This window comes from Brasilonema sennae CENA114, from assembly GCF_006968745.1.
Lineage (GTDB): Bacteria > Cyanobacteriota > Cyanobacteriia > Cyanobacteriales > Nostocaceae > Brasilonema > Brasilonema sennae.
In genome coordinates, this window is the sequence record NZ_CP030118.1 from 1991874 (window position 1) to 2007869 (window position 15996).

Annotated in this window: 23 protein-coding genes; 9 read left to right on the forward strand and 14 right to left on the reverse strand. The window is 42.2% G+C overall.

The window, feature by feature from the left end; all coding sequences use genetic code 11:
* Positions 1-309 precede the first annotated feature (309 nt).
* The 6 genes from DP114_RS08395 to DP114_RS08420 all read right to left on the reverse strand — a co-directional run bounded on the left by DP114_RS08395 (position 310) and on the right by DP114_RS08420 (position 3898).
* Entirely contained in the window at positions 310-837 is a 528-nt protein-coding gene (locus DP114_RS08395; RefSeq protein ID WP_169266103.1) for a Jag family protein, read from the reverse strand.
* Positions 837-1982: a membrane protein insertase YidC gene (yidC, locus tag DP114_RS08400; protein WP_169266102.1), complete on the reverse strand. Its 1146-nt coding sequence runs from the start codon at positions 1980-1982 to the stop codon at positions 837-839. The genes DP114_RS08395 and yidC overlap by 1 nt, the downstream gene beginning before the upstream one ends.
* A gap of 226 nt (positions 1983-2208) precedes the next feature.
* Positions 2209-2598 (reverse strand): PH domain-containing protein, encoded by a 390-nt coding sequence (locus DP114_RS08405; RefSeq protein WP_169266101.1) that lies wholly within the window; start codon positions 2596-2598, stop codon positions 2209-2211.
* Positions 2585-2992, reverse strand: coding sequence for a ribonuclease P protein component (gene rnpA, locus DP114_RS08410; RefSeq protein WP_169266100.1), 408 nt, complete (start codon positions 2990-2992; stop codon positions 2585-2587). Before rnpA ends, DP114_RS08405 begins: the two co-directional genes overlap by 14 nt.
* Before the next feature lie 27 nt (positions 2993-3019).
* Positions 3020-3154 (reverse strand): 50S ribosomal protein L34, encoded by a 135-nt coding sequence (gene rpmH, locus DP114_RS08415; protein ID WP_169266099.1) that lies wholly within the window; start codon positions 3152-3154, stop codon positions 3020-3022.
* 231 nt (positions 3155-3385) lie between these two features.
* Positions 3386-3898, reverse strand: a complete 513-nt coding sequence (locus DP114_RS08420) for a DUF2808 domain-containing protein (RefSeq protein ID WP_169266098.1) — start codon at positions 3896-3898, stop codon at positions 3386-3388.
* Positions 3899-4598: 700 nt separating this feature from the next.
* Here DP114_RS08420 and DP114_RS08425 point away from each other — a divergent pair.
* The 6 genes from DP114_RS08425 (at position 4599) to DP114_RS08450 (ending at position 9675) form a co-directional block, all read left to right on the forward strand.
* Complete coding sequence (locus DP114_RS08425) at positions 4599-5762, forward strand: Re/Si-specific NAD(P)(+) transhydrogenase subunit alpha (RefSeq protein WP_169266097.1); 1164 nt, start codon at positions 4599-4601, stop codon at positions 5760-5762.
* A 68-nt stretch (positions 5763-5830) separates the two neighbouring features.
* On the forward strand, positions 5831-6124 hold the full coding sequence (locus DP114_RS08430; protein ID WP_048868686.1) for an NAD(P) transhydrogenase subunit alpha part 2: 294 nt from the start codon (positions 5831-5833) through the stop codon (positions 6122-6124).
* Complete coding sequence (locus DP114_RS08435; protein WP_171975882.1) at positions 6121-7527, forward strand: NAD(P)(+) transhydrogenase (Re/Si-specific) subunit beta; 1407 nt, start codon at positions 6121-6123, stop codon at positions 7525-7527. Before DP114_RS08430 ends, DP114_RS08435 begins: the two co-directional genes overlap by 4 nt.
* A gap of 326 nt (positions 7528-7853) precedes the next feature.
* Positions 7854-8943, forward strand: a protein-coding gene (locus DP114_RS08440; protein ID WP_246163272.1) for an IS630 family transposase whose coding sequence is annotated in 2 segments (ribosomal slippage) — positions 7854-8324 and positions 8326-8943 — 1089 coding nt in all. Because the reading frame shifts where the segments join, the coding sequence is not laid out codon by codon here.
* Between the two features lie 181 nt (positions 8944-9124).
* Positions 9125-9379 carry a type II toxin-antitoxin system ParD family antitoxin gene (locus DP114_RS08445; protein WP_169153428.1) on the forward strand — a complete coding sequence of 85 codons (255 nt, stop codon included), beginning with the start codon at positions 9125-9127 and terminating at the stop codon, positions 9377-9379.
* Positions 9376-9675 (forward strand): type II toxin-antitoxin system RelE/ParE family toxin, encoded by a 300-nt coding sequence (locus DP114_RS08450; protein WP_171975883.1) that lies wholly within the window; start codon positions 9376-9378, stop codon positions 9673-9675. The genes DP114_RS08445 and DP114_RS08450 overlap by 4 nt, the downstream gene beginning before the upstream one ends.
* A gap of 149 nt (positions 9676-9824) precedes the next feature.
* Here DP114_RS08450 and DP114_RS08455 read toward each other — a convergent pair whose 3' ends face one another.
* The 7 genes from DP114_RS08455 to petN all read right to left on the reverse strand — a co-directional run bounded on the left by DP114_RS08455 (position 9825) and on the right by petN (position 12987).
* Positions 9825-10313 carry a radical SAM family protein gene (locus DP114_RS08455; protein ID WP_216669979.1) on the reverse strand — a complete coding sequence of 163 codons (489 nt, stop codon included), beginning with the start codon at positions 10311-10313 and terminating at the stop codon, positions 9825-9827.
* Positions 10310-10606: a hypothetical protein gene (locus DP114_RS34335; RefSeq protein WP_211178817.1), complete on the reverse strand. Its 297-nt coding sequence runs from the start codon at positions 10604-10606 to the stop codon at positions 10310-10312. Before DP114_RS34335 ends, DP114_RS08455 begins: the two co-directional genes overlap by 4 nt.
* Positions 10603-11355: a transposase gene (locus tag DP114_RS08460; RefSeq protein ID WP_216669932.1), complete on the reverse strand. Its 753-nt coding sequence runs from the start codon at positions 11353-11355 to the stop codon at positions 10603-10605. The genes DP114_RS34335 and DP114_RS08460 overlap by 4 nt, the downstream gene beginning before the upstream one ends.
* Positions 11356-11967: 612 nt before the next feature.
* Positions 11968-12327, reverse strand: a complete 360-nt coding sequence (locus tag DP114_RS08465) for a type II toxin-antitoxin system PemK/MazF family toxin (protein ID WP_169267824.1) — start codon at positions 12325-12327, stop codon at positions 11968-11970.
* A complete protein-coding gene (gene mazE, locus DP114_RS08470; protein ID WP_171975884.1) occupies positions 12314-12544 on the reverse strand; it encodes a type II toxin-antitoxin system MazE family antitoxin in 231 nt (76 codons plus the stop codon). The genes DP114_RS08465 and mazE overlap by 14 nt, the downstream gene beginning before the upstream one ends.
* 148 nt (positions 12545-12692) lie before the next feature.
* On the reverse strand, positions 12693-12890 hold the full coding sequence (locus DP114_RS08475; protein ID WP_171975885.1) for a hypothetical protein: 198 nt from the start codon (positions 12888-12890) through the stop codon (positions 12693-12695).
* A 7-nt stretch (positions 12891-12897) separates the two neighbouring features.
* Positions 12898-12987, reverse strand: a complete 90-nt coding sequence (gene petN, locus DP114_RS08480) for a cytochrome b6-f complex subunit PetN (protein WP_048868680.1) — start codon at positions 12985-12987, stop codon at positions 12898-12900.
* Between the two features lie 301 nt (positions 12988-13288).
* On the opposite strand from petN, the gene DP114_RS08485 reads away from it, so the two are divergent.
* The 3 genes from DP114_RS08485 to DP114_RS08495 are packed head-to-tail and all read left to right on the forward strand — an operon-like array spanning position 13289 to position 15519.
* Positions 13289-13753 (forward strand): hypothetical protein, encoded by a 465-nt coding sequence (locus DP114_RS08485; RefSeq protein WP_246163087.1) that lies wholly within the window; start codon positions 13289-13291, stop codon positions 13751-13753.
* A gap of 33 nt (positions 13754-13786) precedes the next feature.
* A complete protein-coding gene (locus DP114_RS08490) occupies positions 13787-15169 on the forward strand; it encodes a cytochrome P450 (RefSeq protein ID WP_169267827.1) in 1383 nt (460 codons plus the stop codon).
* Positions 15170-15180: 11 nt separating this feature from the next.
* Positions 15181-15519 carry a carbon dioxide-concentrating mechanism protein CcmK gene (locus DP114_RS08495; RefSeq protein WP_171975886.1) on the forward strand — a complete coding sequence of 113 codons (339 nt, stop codon included), beginning with the start codon at positions 15181-15183 and terminating at the stop codon, positions 15517-15519.
* Positions 15520-15782: 263 nt separating this feature from the next.
* Here the strand turns inward: DP114_RS08495 and DP114_RS08500 are convergent, their stop codons facing one another.
* Positions 15783-15944, reverse strand: coding sequence for a CopG family transcriptional regulator (locus DP114_RS08500; RefSeq protein WP_169264249.1), 162 nt, complete (start codon positions 15942-15944; stop codon positions 15783-15785).
* Between the last annotated feature and the right edge of the window lie 52 nt (positions 15945-15996).

Genomic DNA, 15996 nt, shown 5'->3' on the forward strand with positions numbered 1-15996 from the left:
GTCTGTTAAGCATTTCCTGTTAAGCGTTAAGCGTTAAGCGTTAAGCGTTCCCTGCTATATCTATGAGTTATGAGTGATGAGTTGTCACTTTTGGTGTTCACTCTTCACTCTTCACTCTTCACTCTTGAACGCCAGATGCCAACTCGTGCGGAGACGCTGCACGTTCGCCTCCGGCGTGCGCTTTGCGCTTACAAGTCGGGAAACCCCTTCGGGTGTGCGCAGGGCGCACGCCTTACGGCGAACGCCAGATGCCTGTGTCGGGAAACCCGTCATTCGCACTGGTCTCACCGCCCACAGCGCTGGCTCCTCCTAACTCCTGAGTGACTCCATTGCAAGGCGTACAACAAGGTGACGATGCGGTTCTTTTCCTCGGCTGAAGGTTTCTAAGTCACCAAACTCTTTTAAAAAAGTGTGAATTTGACGGCGTTCGGCTGAACTGAGTGACTTGATTTCTGCCTCTTGACCAGAAAAACGCACTTGCTGAGCTGCTGCTTCAGCTATTGCGCGAATTTGGGCGTCTCTCCTAACGCGGTAGCCGTTCAATTCAACAGTGTAAGAGGCTTGCTCTCCTTGTAGTTGACTTAAGTTGAGAATAGAATTTGCTAGATACTGAATCGCATCTAGCACTGAACCATCGGGACCGGTTAAAATTTCGATTTGTTCGAGTGATAAATTGGTTTCACCAATCGTCAACCAGTAACTATCCTGTTCTGGGGATTCTTCATCCTCAGCGACGGCTATTTCTTTCTCACCTTTTATATCAACAGATAGCCCACTAAGTTGCAGCAGGGTTTTCAACCACTCCTGACCTCGTTTCATTCGACTGTCTGTCATCATTACCCTGTAGTCTTTTTCTTAGAACTTTTTGGTTCAAACGGTAGCGCTTTTTGTTTTGCGCTTTCTTCTTCTTTCTCCTGAGTGTCTACAATTTTTTGTAGTTCCTCGCTCAGGGGTTCACGCGTGAGAATATAGGTTTGCAATGTCTGGAAAATATTACCAATCACCATATACATCAGTACCCCAGCTGGTAGGGGGAAGAACAAAAACATCCCAGAGAAGATCACAGGAGTGATTTTGTTAACAGTGTCCTGCTGCGGGTTGGCATTCGTAGTATTTTGCCCAGAAAGGATTTGGCTAATGTAAAGGGTAATACCAAACATGATGACCATACCGACAATATCCCAGTGAATAACGCCGTCTGGATCTATTGCACCAACTCTACCTAAGGCATCAATAAAGAGAAATCCTTGGTTTGAGGCGAGTCCCGGAATTGTTCCTTGGATTGTAACATCCCCCGGTTGTAAGGCTTCTACATTACCCTGTGCATCAATTCTTATCCTTTCCTCCCCTTTGGTAATTTTCCATTCAGGGATTAACTGAGTATCGGGGTGTTCTGCTAAAACTGCCTGAAAAGGTTTACCCTCCTGAGTTTGATATTCTATCTTCGTATGTTCTCCCACCGCTAATTTGTTGCCTCCAGGAAGGATGGCATTTACCTTAATGTGTTCCCCTTCCGAAATATAAATATTTTGTGGGGGAGTCGCAAAGGCTTGCGGTTGAATTCTTTCTACTTGTTCAGCAGGTAAGATTTGGAGATTAACGCTATAGTTGACACCAGAAAAAGGTGAACCCCGCAAAGTGGCAAACAGTGCCAGTAAAACTGGCATTTGTAGCAGCAGTGGCAAACAACCTGCAAGCGGGTTGCCAAATTCTTTTTGGACGTTCATCATTTCTTCCTGCTGCTTTTGCGGATCGTCCTTATATCGCTCCTTAACTTCTTGCATCCGCTTGTTCATCAGGGGTTGGACGATCTTCATCCGTCGCATATTGCGAATTGAACCAGCACTCAGGGGATAGAGCGCGAAGCGGATTATTAATGTTAATGCTACAATCGCCAGTCCATAGCTAGGCACAATGCTATAGAACAAGTCTATGATTGGCAGCATCACGTTGTTCGAGAGAAACCCGATACCAAAATCCATTATTCTAAATTCAACCTGAGATACTGTAAATTGACATCATCTAATTTATCTAAATCATGATTTAGATTGCGACTAGCGTGCTACTACGGATAGCCGCACATTATATGAATTGGGGAAACCAGAGTAAGGGAGTGAGGGAGTGAGGGAGTGGGGGAAAGTGGGAGTGAGGGAGTATGGGGAAATATTCCTTCCTCCTTCGCTCCCTCTTTCCCCTCATCCTCACTTATCACTGCTTAGCGCCCGCATAATTGGGATTTTTGGCGATGACTTTTTCTTCAATGTAGTCATAAATTTCTCGAAACTTAGGAAGCGCCCGTACTTCCAGACGGCTACCGTCTCTTAGGGTTATAACCATATCCCCCCACATGCCAAGACCACGGGGGACTTTCGCCATTTTGACAATTTCTGAGTAAATGATGTCGCTGCGAGAACGTCCCATCCAACCACCCATGACAGAGATCCTGCGATCAGTGATACGGAAGCGCAGCCACAATGCCCTGACAATCGCCCCAACTGTCAATGGAAGACCAATAATAGTGAATCCAATCAATATACTTATGATCAAATCCCCAATATGTGGACCACCCTCATAATAAACTTCTTCACGAATACCCATTGAACACCTCAGCTTGTTCCAATAACTGCTCTAATTCTTGCAGAAATTGTTGGGTCACGCACTCTATATCTGCTGCTGGTTTCACAACAATGACAATCCGCCATCCTGGTGACATTTTGGGCAACAAGTGATACAACGCTGCTGCAATTTGACGTTTGAGGCGGTTACGAACAACTGCTCGTTTGCTAACCTTTGTGCTAATCGAAATTCCTATTTGGGCTGGAGTCAGATGCTTTTTTACAGTTTCAAGAGCCGTATCACAAGAAGGCTTAGAGGAAGGAGATGGTCGTAATGCTCTCAATGTTATGTGTGAACCATGACGACGGATTCCTTCGCGGAAAACTGCCTGAAAATCTTTTCGGGATTTTAGCCGATTTGCTTTGGGCAATGCCACAACTGCTATGATTAGCTTTTCTATGCCCTAAACGGTCAAACGGTGGCGTCCCTTTTTCCTTCTTGCCCGGATAACGTTTCTACCATCTGGAGTTCGCATTCTAGCGCGAAAACCTGAGGTTCTTTTTCTCTTGCGGCAAGTGCCTTCCAATGTTCTCTTCATTTTTTTATCCTCTTAGACAATTATCATAATAAAAAGTCACGATTGGCAATTATATCATAATGTTTGTTGTTTTTCTCCAGCAGTTATGCAAAAGCTAGAAAGCCATCATCAGTCATTTGTGTATTGTCAATGATAACGGCAAAACTCTAACCGTTGCTGTGCAACCCAGGTAGTGGTAATGTATTTGCCTTGCTTTGACTCACTAATGACTGATGATTCATGAGTCATAACTTAACTAATACTTATGATCCACGTGCCGATGTAGCGTGATAATGGCACATCGCCAGGAGACTGAATTGAGCAGTTAAAATAGAACATTCCCCCAGAAGACGGGTTTTTCACGTTAGAGAGAATCAACTCAACATCGGTACCTGCTGGTACTGGTTCTTGGGGAAAAATTTCAAGAACGTGATTTTCTTTATCCCACTTCACCTCCGATAGTGCAATCTTTTTGCCTTTAGCCTTGACCTCAATTTCCTTGCGGTCAAAGGTTCCTTGGTAGTAATTAGGATAAGAAATCACAAATCGAGCAACTGCTGTTTTCATCTTTTTGCTAGAAACTTTCAGTCTGTATCTGTCCCAGCCATTAGTTTGACCGCCAAAATCTAATCGGAACGGCAGCTGATTTTCGCCTTTGACACCACTAAATATCGTCAACCCTGGCAAACTTTGTGCCCAGCTTATGGCTGGTATTCCAGCTAGCAGACAACTTGTCACGGCTAAAGTAGAGAGTAAACGTCGCATGGTTAAGCTCCTGAGGCAGAAATAGGTCTTTTGTTTAAAATAACTAGGACGAAACGTTCGTAACTAAAACTTTACTACTTAAGATTTAGATATTGGGACGTAAATTGCTAATATAAAGTGTCATTCTCAGTACCGCTGCACAAAACTTTTTTTTAATACTAAGTGTATTGCCATAAAAAAATTGATGAATTTAAAGTCACTGAAAACACGCTTGAAATGTGAATTTGTTACAAAATATGTATAGATATATATAAAATGTTATAAAAATTGAAAAAATAAATATGAAAATTAGTAGTTAACTTGAACGAGATTCGATAAGATAAGTTGTAATCAAGTCAGGGTTGACTAATATTATTTGGGGATAGTTTTTGAGAATTTTACTAATATTGCAATATGTAAAAAAATCCATAAAAATTCTTGAATCCCTAAAAGAAGTTGAAGACAAACACGTAAATTTTGGGGATTGACATAGGATGTGTAATAGAAGCCCCTCTTTTCAAATACATGGGAATCTGGAAACCCTGCAAGAACCAAATTGAAACTTTGCGTAGGTCATTATCGATTTTGAGAGCGAAGGTAAAATTGATTGGGCAAACCAACTGCTAATAGCTGCTGCCCATGCACGAAAAGTGCGCCTATTGCCTCTTAAGAAAAATTTCACAAATTGCCAAAAATAGGTATTTATCTTCAAGGAGATTGCATGAGAATAGCAGTTGCCAAAGAAATTGAAGTCTGTGAGCGTCGAGTTGCCTTAATTCCTGACATCGTTGCCCGATTGGTAAAACAAGGTGTAGAAGTGTTGGTAGAAACTGGTGCAGGTGAGCGGGCTTTCTTTTCTGATGCTGCTTATGAAGCAGCAGGAGCGAAAGTCATCAGTGATACCACTCAATTATGGGGCGAAGCAGATATTCTGCTTAAGGTGAGTCCACCTCAAGAGCGAGAAGATGGACGCTCAGAAATTGACTTACTCAAGGAAGGATCTGTACTCATTAGCTTTCTTAACCCTTTAGGAAATCCTTCCGTAGCGCAGCGACTGGCAGAACGTAAGGTAACTGCTATGAGTATGGAGATGATCCCGCGCACGACTCGGGCACAAAGTATGGATGCTTTATCCTCGCAAGCATCAATTGCAGGTTACAAAGCGGTTCTAATTGGTGCAGCAGCATTACCAAAATATTTCCCGATGTTGACAACAGCGGCTGGAACGATCGCTCCGGCGAAAGTGTTTATCATGGGGGCTGGTGTGGCTGGATTGCAGGCGATCGCCACCGCCAGACGTTTGGGAGCGATCGTCGAAGCCTTTGATATTCGTCCCGCCGTCAAAGAAGAAGTCCAAAGTTTGGGGGCAAAATTCGTTGAAGTCAAACTAGAAGAAGAAACAACCGCCGCTGGAGGCTACGCCAAAGAAATTTCTGAAGCTAGCAAACAGCGCACTCAAGAAGTTGTCGCCGAACACGTCAAGAATGCTGATGTGGTGATTACCACCGCCCAAGTTCCTGGTAGAAAAGCACCTGTTTTAGTTACTGAAGAGATGGTAGCGCAGATGAAACCAGGTTCAGTGATTGTGGATATCGCTGCTGAACAGGGTGGTAACTGTGCTTGCACTGATCCCGGTAAAGATATTGTGTGGAATGGCATCACTATCATTGGTCCCATCAATTTACCATCATCCATGCCAGTTCACGCCAGCCAACTTTATTCCAAAAATTTGTCGTCGTTGATGCAACTGTTGATTAAAGACAAAGCTTTAAATGTCAACTTTGCTGACGACATCGTTGATGCGGCTTGTGTTACCCACGGTGGCGAAATTCGTAACCAACGTGTGAAAGATGCCTTACAAGCTTTAAGCGGTGTGGCAAGTTAATTAATTTTTGTAATAAGTGCTGACGTGTACTTATCACAACTCAATTTGCATAAGGAGTATATCGAGCGATGACAGAAGCATTAATCGCTGCCTTGTTTGTGTTTGTTTTGGCATCCTTTACTGGATTTGAAGTTATCAACAAAGTTCCACCAACCCTCCACACACCTTTGATGTCAGGTTCCAACGCCATTTCTGGAATTGCTGTACTGGGTGCGATCGTGGCTTCTGGTGCTAGAGAGACGAATTTATCAGTCATTTTAGGTTTGATTGCCGTAATTTTGGCAATGGTTAACGTGGTGGGTGGCTTCCTAGTCACAGACAGAATGCTGCAAATGTTCAAGAAAAAGGAGATTAAGGCGTGAGCGACTTTTTACCAACCGGGATTCAGCTAACGTATTTAGTCGCTGCATCCTTATTCATTCTGGGTTTGAAACAGCTGGGATCACCCGCGACAGCACGACAAGGTAATGTTGTTGCAGCTGTGGGGATGCTGTTGGCTATTGTGGCAACAATGCTGGATCAGCATGTGTTGAACTATGAAATGATTTTGGTAGGGTTGGTTATTGGATCTTTGATTGGTATCGTCGCCGCCTACAAAGTCCAAATGACGGATATGCCCCAAATGGTGGGTTTGCTCAACGGCTTGGGTGGTGCAGCATCTGCACTCGTTGCGGTTGCTGAATTTTGGCGGTTGCTAGGAAACGGTGAAGCAATACCTCTTGACGCCAACATCTCTATGTTGCTGGATGTGTTAATTGGTGGTGTGACTTTCACAGGAAGCTTTATTGCTTTTGCAAAACTGCAAGGTATTATGAGCGGTTCCCCAATTACATTTCCTTTGCAGCAACCATTTAACCTCTCGCTTCTGGCTGCCTTTATTGCGGGTAGTGCTTATTTAATTATCAATCCGCACAGCTTACCTGTCTTCTTAGGAATTGTTGCTGTTTCTCTAGTGTTGGGTGTGATGTTCGTCATCCCCATCGGTGGCGGCGATATGCCTGTGGTGATTTCGCTGTTGAACTCGTTTTCCGGGTTAGCGGCGGCTGCTGCTGGTTTCGTGGTGATGAACAATATGTTAATCATCGCTGGCGCATTGGTGGGAGCATCTGGGATCATCCTTACCGAGATTATGTGTAAGGCGATGAACCGTTCTCTGTTCAGTGTGCTGTTCAGTGCTTTTGGTACAGTGGCTGCGTCTGGTGGTGCTGCTGGTAGTGCACGTACAACTGATCAAAGCGTTCGCAGCATTGATCCCGAAGAAGGCGCGATGATGTTGGGTTATGCTCGTTCTGTGGTGATTGTTCCTGGTTACGGGATGGCGGTTGCACAGGCGCAGCACAGCATACGTGAGTTGGCAGATCAGCTCGAACGTATGGGCGTGGATGTGAAGTATGCAATTCACCCCGTTGCTGGTAGAATGCCGGGACATATGAATGTGTTGTTGGCTGAGGCGAATGTGCCTTATGAGCAACTGCATGATATGGATGATATCAATCCTCAGTTTGAGCAGACAGATGTCGCTTTGGTAATTGGGGCGAATGATGTGGTGAATCCGGCAGCGCGGAGTGATACAAATAGCCCGATTTATGGTATGCCAATCTTGGAAGTGGATCGGGCGAAGCAGACAATTGTAATTAAGCGCGGTATGAGTGCGGGTTTTGCTGGTGTGGATAATGAGTTGTTTTATAAGAATAAAACGACGATGCTCTTTGGTAGTGCGAAGGATATGGTTGGAAAGTTGGTTTCTGAAGTGAAGCAACTGTAGGGAATTGTAGATTATGGATACAGCATAAATCCAAAATCCCTTTTATGGATCGTGTATAAACTTGCTAAGGGTTTGTCCTGAGGCAAGTTTTTTTATGGTTAAAATTAATACGAGCTTTGCTAGTGCGAAGGATATGGTTGGAAAGTTGGTTTCTGAAGTGAAGCAGTTGTAAAGATTTTGGGTTAATAGCAGTTCTGAGTTGAATTACTCCCCTCCCACTACAAGATTACCTATAATGATAAGTAGGGTGTATTGTCAAAAAATGTATGGTTACTCGAACTCATCTGTTAAGCGATTGCCTACGGCAGAGCTACGCTTAACGCCTACTGGACTTAGAACGGTGGAAGAGTCTGTATTACAAGCATCAACAGCAATATATACGTCAAAGACTGTTAGCAATTAAATACTTATACGAAGGTAAAAGTAGAAAAGAAATCTCAGAGTTATTGGGATGCACGTATAAAACTCTAACAAGCTGGATAGATAAATTTTTAAGTGGTGGTTTAATAGGGTTAATCCAACCAATAACTCATAATTTACCTGGTAGACTTAGCACAAGTCAAAGAGAAGAATTAAAAAAAATGTTGCTCGAACAAAAACCGATAGATTACGGTGTGGATAGAAATATATGGACGGCTAAAATTATTTGTCACGTTATCAAACAAAGATGGGCAGTCGAGTTAAAAGATAGTCGAATTTATCAGATCTTGAATGAGCTACATCTTTCACATCAAAAAGCACATAGGGATTATGCGAACGCTGACGCAACAAAGCAATCAGAATTTATATCATGTTTAAAAAAAACTTGAAAATATAGACGAGAGAGAAAAAATAACTTTTTTTGATGAGTTTGCAGTTTATGATCGTCCTAGTACATTTTATGCCTGGGCAGAGAAAAATACTCGTCCACAAGTTCCAAGTAATGAGCGTAATCGCCGTCACAAATTAAATGGGATGCTTTGCGTAGATGCCATAACTGGAGAAGAATATCTGAAATTAAAAGAACGTTCTAAAACTGATAGCGAAGCGTGGCGGAACGCCATAGATGTATCAAGCTATTTTACTGAGTTCGTTAATGATTGTCTGAAAAGTGGAGTGAAATATTTAACGATTATTTTAGATAATAACTCGACACACAAACAAAAAATGCGCTCTCAATTAGTTACTAACTTATCTGAATTGGGAATTCAAGAACAAATTGAGATTGAGTTTATTTATACTCCTCCTTATTCTCCGGATTTTAATCTAGCCGAATATATTATTCATCTTTTAAGGCTTGAAGTCTTACATCATCAACCTGTAGATACAACAATACAACTTGTTCAACAAAAACTAGAAAATTTCCTGATGATTAAACATGTTCAAACCCCTGAGCAAATTCAAAATACTATTGAACACATTTACCGCTTAATTTAGGTAATCTTCTGGTGGGAGGGGAGTAAATACACGATTGATGTAAAAACCTTACCCTTCGGGTTCGTCTCTACTGCATTTTTAGGAAATCGTATGGTTTATACTACATTGTAGTTAAAGATGACGTTGATAAAATAAATCAGCGATAAAATTTGAATAAGTCAAGCAATTAGGGTTACGTGAAATGAATATTTCCCTCAAACCTGAGCATGAGCAGTTTATTCAATCCCAAATTCAAGCAGGGAGATATGCTAATGCAGAGGATGTGATGAACGAAGCATTGAAACTGATGCAAGCAAGGGAGCAACGTTTGGAAGAACTCCGGCAAAAAATAGCGGTTGGTAAGGAACAAATTGCCAGAGGAGAGGTTACGGATGGGGAAATAGTATTTGCTCAACTCCAAGATAAAATTAATAAAATTGCTGAGTCTCAAAGATGAGTAACTACTCTTTTTCTGATGAAGCAGTCAAAGATTTAAATTCTATTTGTGAATATATTGCTCAGAATAATCCTAAAGCTGCCAGTAAGCTTTTTGACGCAATTCGTCAGAAGTGTAAACTAGTTTCCGGATTTCCCAATATGGGGAAGAGTTATGAGCGATTGTCCCCTAATTTACGGGGATTTAGTATTGAAGATTATATTGTTTTGTACTATCCAAGAGAGGATGGAATTGATATTGCGCGTGTCATTAGCGGATATAGAGATTTAGAATCCATGTTTTTGGAACCAGAATAAACCTGCTAAAAAGCACAAGTAAAACTGGATTCACTTTTTTTATGAACCGCCAAGACGAGCCAGCGCCGTGGGCGGGTACCCCGACTCTCTGGGACTGGCGTTGCCAAGAGCGCAGAGAGTGAACTGTAGAGACGCGAGATATCGCGTCTCTAAATTTTTGAGGATGTCAAGCTATCCCACTTTTCCACTGTTGGCTTATACAACCAATGATCCAGCTTGATGTCATCAACAAACCCTCTAAGTTCAGGATCGGGCCAAATGTGAAGCCGATCCTCACACCCTACCTCTCGTGCCGCTGTTTCAATATCATTCCATTGCCTTGTAAAACATTCTGCCCATGAGTTTTTATGCCTTATGGAATCGGTAAAATCCAAGCCCGCCGCTATCATCCGTTTTCCATTTGTTCCGCGAGCATTAATAGGCTCCCAAAATATAACCTCTGGATTTATACACATTATTTTTTCCAGATGTCTTTTGAAATCATCTAAAGTCATATTGGGATGAGTAGGAGCAACTGCAACATACATCCTACACCCAGCTTTATGACCTGCCACCATTGCTTTATAACGTTCCGAAGGAGGAGGAGCTTGAGGTTCAATCTGGCGACTGAGTTCATCATTTAGGTATGGTAAACTCACATCTTGCACCTGGAAATATGAATGTCAAAACCACAACTACGTGCGAGGGGAGCTAAGCGTTCAATATCAAGTAAAAGAAGAGACACGACTATTTGGGTAAAAATTGATTCTAAGGCAGTTTGTGCAGCCTGACCCCAATCAGGTGGTGATCCAGACTGAATATGAAGATAAGTCCAATGAGCAATGAGGTAGGCAGTCAGAGAAAGAATCAGCCAGCGATACATGCCAAGGAGAGAACCCTGTCCAAAACGGTGCAAACCAAAACGTTCGCGAAGCGTGACCCTTTGGGTCATTGCTTTGCGGTTTTAAACCATCCCTCAATTTGCCAACGACGCTTACCCCACCACTTGAGAGTAGAAGCTTTAATGGGACGAGTAGACAAGACAAAACGTTTTTCAAGCTTGCCCTTATCGCGCTTTAAGTAATACCAAGATACGGTAACGGGAAACTTTAAACCAACCAAACGGACTTGTTGTCCCTGTTTGTGTAAATGTCTTAAAACTCTTCCATCAACTAATTTACGGTTAATAGCCACACCTGTAACCGCATGATATTTCAACTTGCGTACACCATGAAGAAATTCCACGCTCCCAAAAGCCGTATCAACCAAAATATTCACCCGAAAGCGTTCAGTTAAAGATTTAGGTAAACGCTTAACTAACCTGAGTCCTAGTTGAGCGGGTGAAGGTGTACCCTTACCTCTCCAAACACGGAAGTTCCAAGGTATGCGCCACTTTCCGACAACTAAATAAACTACTACTATATGCAGACCACGTTTACCGTTATAAACTCTTATTAAATCCTCAAAGTTTTTAAATTTACCCCGTTTTTCAAGAGTCGTTAGGTCAATGATAACCTGTAAAAATGGTTTACGTCCTTTCCCTTCTGCTGAAAAAACCTTTAAGCTCGTCTCTAATACATGGTTACGAACAATACGAATCATATCCCTTGTTGACCAAGGATTGATATTTAAAAACCGACTCAATGCACTCGGAGATTTGGTTTGAGAGTGTTCAGGTAAGGGATGCCCTTGCGCTTCCAAAAATCATCCCAGCATTGCATCAAGATTATCTTTTTGGTATTGCGTCGGCATTAACTCTTTGAGATTGTATACTAGCTTTTGGGCGTAGGTAAGCATTGTTCTTGCTATAAAAAATTCGATATTTCACGCCCTTTCTCTCATATTTTCTGCTATCAAAGCAAATTCCGTTTTTGAAATTAAAGTTAGCGCTGGCGCTCCGCGCTCGCCGTAGGCGATCGCACTACAGGATGACGCAAATAGTCATCCCTACATCTTGTATTTTTGGAAGCTTTTTATGTAAAATTACGGCTACTTTAAGTTTCTTTATCACTCTTATGTACTTAAATTATTGATTCATCTTCTGTTATATTTTTGTACTCCTTATTTGCCTTTTACGGGTTTGTTCGGTTAGGTGCAAGATGTGAGTTAAGAAAATGCCAGCGCAGGCGTTACTCTTGCACCAAGTAGCAAGAGGACTTAGTACAAGCTTGCACAAGCTCGTAACGTATTTTAAATATAGTATATTTATTAGCTAAGTCACCGAAATAACACGTAGAGAAAACAGAGATTGCCTAAAAAATCTGCACAATGCGATCGCCTAATTCTAATTTTTCCAATAGCTACTTGATAGCCTTAAACCACAAATCCTAAAATGATATTTAAAGCTATACGAATGAGTTCCCAATATTCTTCTTCCAACACACCCACCAAACCCAACACGCGACGATGATCAACAGAACGAATTTGCCCAACATCAATAAAACGATCTCGATCTAATCCATTTGTTGGCGTTGCTTTCACGTTGACAACATATGGAGCTTGTTTACTTCCAGGTCGAAATGGCATCACAATTGTTAGCAATCCATACTGATTCATAATGTCATTTTGCACAACCAAGCAAGCCCGGATTTTTTGCGCCTCAGCCCCTACAGTTGGATCAAGGTTCACCCAACGAATTTCTCCCCGCCGATAAGTTAAGTTACTCTCTGGCATTAATGCCATCCCCGACAACATTATCCCAAACAGCAATCTCAGCTTGATACTCTGAATCTTCAGCATCCTGCTTGAGGGCTGCAATCATTTCTGCTTCCAAAATTCGGCGGCGGTGTTCTGTCAGCAACGCATTAATATAACCACTGCGGTTGCCCTGTGCCTGCTGATCTATAAACTGGAGAACGTCTTCTTCTAAGGTAATTGTGACTTTGATCATTTAGTATTACCTTTTTGTCTTACTAAATAATCATACTACAAAAAGTCTCTGCACTTTTCCCCTTTAGCACAAAAACGAAGCGCAAACAGACAAAGACGCTAGGAAATACTCTACCTCCTAGCGCCTCTGCCCAAGATTTCAAGCAGAATTATTTTTTCTTCTTAAGCTTGGGAGCAGTGTTCTTAGAAGTGGTGCTAGAACTAGCGCGTCGCATTTCGCGTTTTTCATCTTCTCGCAAACGGCGATCGCGCCAACCTGCCAGCGTCAAATAACCAACGCCTCCCGTAACTGCTACAAGCAGCACCGCAGCAACTGAAGCCAAAATAGTCAAGAATGGAATTTCCACGATTCTCTTAGAGTCCGTTGCGACCCCAAACTACCATTGAAATTGACCAAGTGAAAACAACAAGTAAAGCAACCCAGCCGAGTGTCAAAATTTCCATAGTGCTACTTTTAAACTCAATAGAAACGTCTCTAAGTTTAATAATACTAGAAGCCCGTTCAGAACTAAAGTTTGGATTCCTCATTGACACTCCCCTAACTAAAAGTTAAGGGATTCACAACGTATTCCTTGCGGAATGTTGTTATCTTGCGTTTAAACAAGTTCCCCGGCACACCCCGTTCGCCCTTTCGGGCAGAGTGTTATTTCCTTGAACCTCGTCAATTCGAGCGTAGGGCGTTTACTTTCCCCAAGTCCTGGGGTAGGTTTTTAAGTCTTGTACTGACGTATCTATTCTAACATTTGTGAACAAGATTTTAGATCCTCAACTGATGACAGAACGCATTGAATCCCTCAAAGCTGGGATACTCGCAGGTTTGAGCCTGATGATAGCTTTTTTTCTCACCACCTTGCTGAATAATCTGGTGCTAGCAAAATATTTTGAGCGGCTCGCCAGTCTGGCGATCAATTCGCTAGATTTACAATTGTTGCTCAAGCTTGGAATTGCAGTTTTTTGTGGTTTGCTGTTTGGCGTCACTTACCGCTATATCATCCGCTCAGATAAAAATCCTCAATTGAAAGCTGGGGGAGTGTTAGCGTTTGGCTTAGTACGCGGTTTAACCCAAGTCGATGTTGGGCTGTCATATTCTAGAGATATATTGCCTTTTGTGGTTTTGGGAGTCGAAAGTATTTTGTGGTTTGTGTTGGCAGCATTTTTTCTTGATACTGCCATCCAACTCGGCTGGATTAAGCCTTTTCAATCAAATTGATGCATAAAAAATATAAATTGTCAAGATAAGCAGATGAATTTACCCAATCCTGTCAAAACCCCATCTTTTTTACAACAAATCCAATGGATTACTGATCCTGTAGGATATATGGAAAGTGCAGCTCAGCGGTATCCTGACATTTTTAGTACTGCGGTAGCTCCTGTTGAGGATGCTTTAGTATTTGTGAACCATCCCCAAGCAATTCAAGAAATTTTAACCAGCGATAGAAAGAAGTTTGCAGCCCTGAGTCGGGAGAACAAAATTTTGCAACCCTTAATAGGGGATAGTTCAGTGATTATGTTGGACGGCGATCGCCACAGACGACAACGCCAACTCCTAATGCCCCCCTTTCATGGGGAACGGATGCGAGCCTACAGTGAAATAATTCGCAATATAACTGAAAAAGTTTTTAGTCAGCTACCACACAATAAACCTTTGTCGATTCGGACAGCAATGCAGGAAATTTCCTTGCAAGTCATTTTACAAGCTGTCTTTGGCTTATATGAGGGAGAACGTTGCCAACAACTCAAGCACTTATTCAGTGAAATGTTGGAGGTTTTTCAGTCACCACTCAGTTTTAGCTTCTTATTTTTTCGGTTTCTGCAAAAAGATTTAGGGGCTTGGAGTCCTTGGGGAAGGTTTTTGCACAAACGTCAGCAAATTGATAAATTGCTTTACGCTGAAATTGCTGAACGCCGTGCACAAGATGATCCAAATCGCATCGATATCCTCTCATTGCTAATGTCAGCACGGGATGAAAAGGGTAAACCGCTGACGGATAAAGAGTTACGCGATGAGTTAATGACTTTGTTATTTGCTGGACATGAAACTACAGCAACAGCAATGGCTTGGGCATTGTATTGGATTCACCATTTGCCACAAGTTGGTGAAAAACTCCTCCAAGAACTGGGGACTCTCGGCGACTCCCCAAATCCCATAGACATTGCACGATTACCTTATCTGAGTGCTGTTTGCAATGAAACCTTGCGTATTTACCCTGTTGGATTCTTGACATTTGGTAGAGTCGCGCAAGAACCCGTTGAGATTCTGGGACATCACTTAGAGTCTGGTAAGGTAGTCTTTGGTTGCATTTATCTTTTGCATCATCGTGAAGATTTATACCCGCAGCCCAAGCAGTTTAAGCCAGAGCGCTTTTTGCAACGCCAATATTCACCCTATGAATTTATGCCTTTTGGGGGTGGTGCCCGTCGCTGTATTGGTGAAGCTTTGGCTGTGTTTGAAATGAAGCTTGTTTTGGCAACTATCGTGTCACGCTATCACCTTGCACTTACTACCAATCAACCAGAACAAGCTCAACGACGAGGAGTAACCCTTGCTCCTAGCGGTAAAGTCAAGATGATGATAACAGGAGAACGGAAGTTTCAAGAGTCTCCAAAAGCTGTAGCAAGTGTTTAGAGTAAGTAAGCATGACTTTAGCACTTGGCATGATTGAAGTTTATGGCGTTCCTGCAGCAATAGAAGCGGGGGACGCCATGTGTAAAGCTGCCCGTATCACTCTTGTTGGGTATGAAAATACTGATTTAGGGCGAATTACTGTGCTTATCCGGGGGGCTGTAGGGGAGGTTAATGTTGCGATCGCAGCAGGACTTGAGGCGATACCGCGAGTAAATGGTGGTGAGGTGCTTTCTCATCACATAATTCCCCGTCCCCATGAAAATTTAGAATATGTTTTGCCGATTTATCAATCAGTAAATATTGAGCAATTCAATTCTGATATCCTATTTCCACCGCCATTGTCGGCGTAAAAACTGTTGAATACTGAGTTCTCGTCCGCCTAGGACTGTAAGTCCCAGGCTCATAGCCAAAGTCCATTAAAATGGACTAAAAGTACAACTTGTTTTTGAGTATATTTCAACAGTATTTTATTTCAGCATTAGTGGTTTATTTGTAATGGTGTAAGATATCAGTCAATCTACTTCAATGGAATAAAACCTACTCGCTGAACAATCTGTTGTCCACCAGGGGAGATCGTCCTAAACGTTGAATCACTGTAAAGCTCTGAACATATCTAAACATTGCTGTTCATTTTCTTTATTTTCTTTTTCAAGGACTGAATGTATTCTCGCAACACATCACTTTTATTCAAATCAACTAGCTGACAATATAGCTCTAGTGTTTTTAATTCGTCTGCTGTAATCCGAATCTCTAACCTTTCCGTTTGTTTAGCCATTGACATGCCGTGCAATTATACGTACAATAATCGTATAAAACAAAAATATAAT

Coding starts and splice junctions, on each gene's coding strand:
- DP114_RS08395 (WP_169266103.1), bottom strand. CDS start 837: ATGATGACAGACAGTCGAATGAAACGAGGTCAGGAGTGGTTGAAAACC.
- yidC (WP_169266102.1), bottom strand. CDS start 1,982: ATGGATTTTGGTATCGGGTTTCTCTCGAACAACGTGATGCTGCCAATC.
- DP114_RS08405 (WP_169266101.1), bottom strand. CDS start 2,598: ATGGGTATTCGTGAAGAAGTTTATTATGAGGGTGGTCCACATATTGGG.
- rpmH (WP_169266099.1), bottom strand. CDS start 3,154: ATGAAGAGAACATTGGAAGGCACTTGCCGCAAGAGAAAAAGAACCTCA.
- DP114_RS08420 (WP_169266098.1), bottom strand. CDS start 3,898: ATGCGACGTTTACTCTCTACTTTAGCCGTGACAAGTTGTCTGCTAGCT.
- DP114_RS08425 (WP_169266097.1), top strand. CDS start 4,599: ATGAGAATAGCAGTTGCCAAAGAAATTGAAGTCTGTGAGCGTCGAGTT.
- DP114_RS08430 (WP_048868686.1), top strand. CDS start 5,831: ATGACAGAAGCATTAATCGCTGCCTTGTTTGTGTTTGTTTTGGCATCC.
- DP114_RS08445 (WP_169153428.1), top strand. CDS start 9,125: ATGAATATTTCCCTCAAACCTGAGCATGAGCAGTTTATTCAATCCCAA.
- DP114_RS08450 (WP_171975883.1), top strand. CDS start 9,376: ATGAGTAACTACTCTTTTTCTGATGAAGCAGTCAAAGATTTAAATTCT.
- DP114_RS34335 (WP_211178817.1), bottom strand. CDS start 10,606: ATGACCCAAAGGGTCACGCTTCGCGAACGTTTTGGTTTGCACCGTTTT.
- DP114_RS08465 (WP_169267824.1), bottom strand. CDS start 12,327: ATGCCAGAGAGTAACTTAACTTATCGGCGGGGAGAAATTCGTTGGGTG.
- mazE (WP_171975884.1), bottom strand. CDS start 12,544: ATGATCAAAGTCACAATTACCTTAGAAGAAGACGTTCTCCAGTTTATA.
- petN (WP_048868680.1), bottom strand. CDS start 12,987: ATGGAAATTTTGACACTCGGCTGGGTTGCTTTACTTGTTGTTTTCACT.
- DP114_RS08490 (WP_169267827.1), top strand. CDS start 13,787: ATGAATTTACCCAATCCTGTCAAAACCCCATCTTTTTTACAACAAATC.
- DP114_RS08495 (WP_171975886.1), top strand. CDS start 15,181: ATGACTTTAGCACTTGGCATGATTGAAGTTTATGGCGTTCCTGCAGCA.
- DP114_RS08500 (WP_169264249.1), bottom strand. CDS start 15,944: ATGGCTAAACAAACGGAAAGGTTAGAGATTCGGATTACAGCAGACGAA.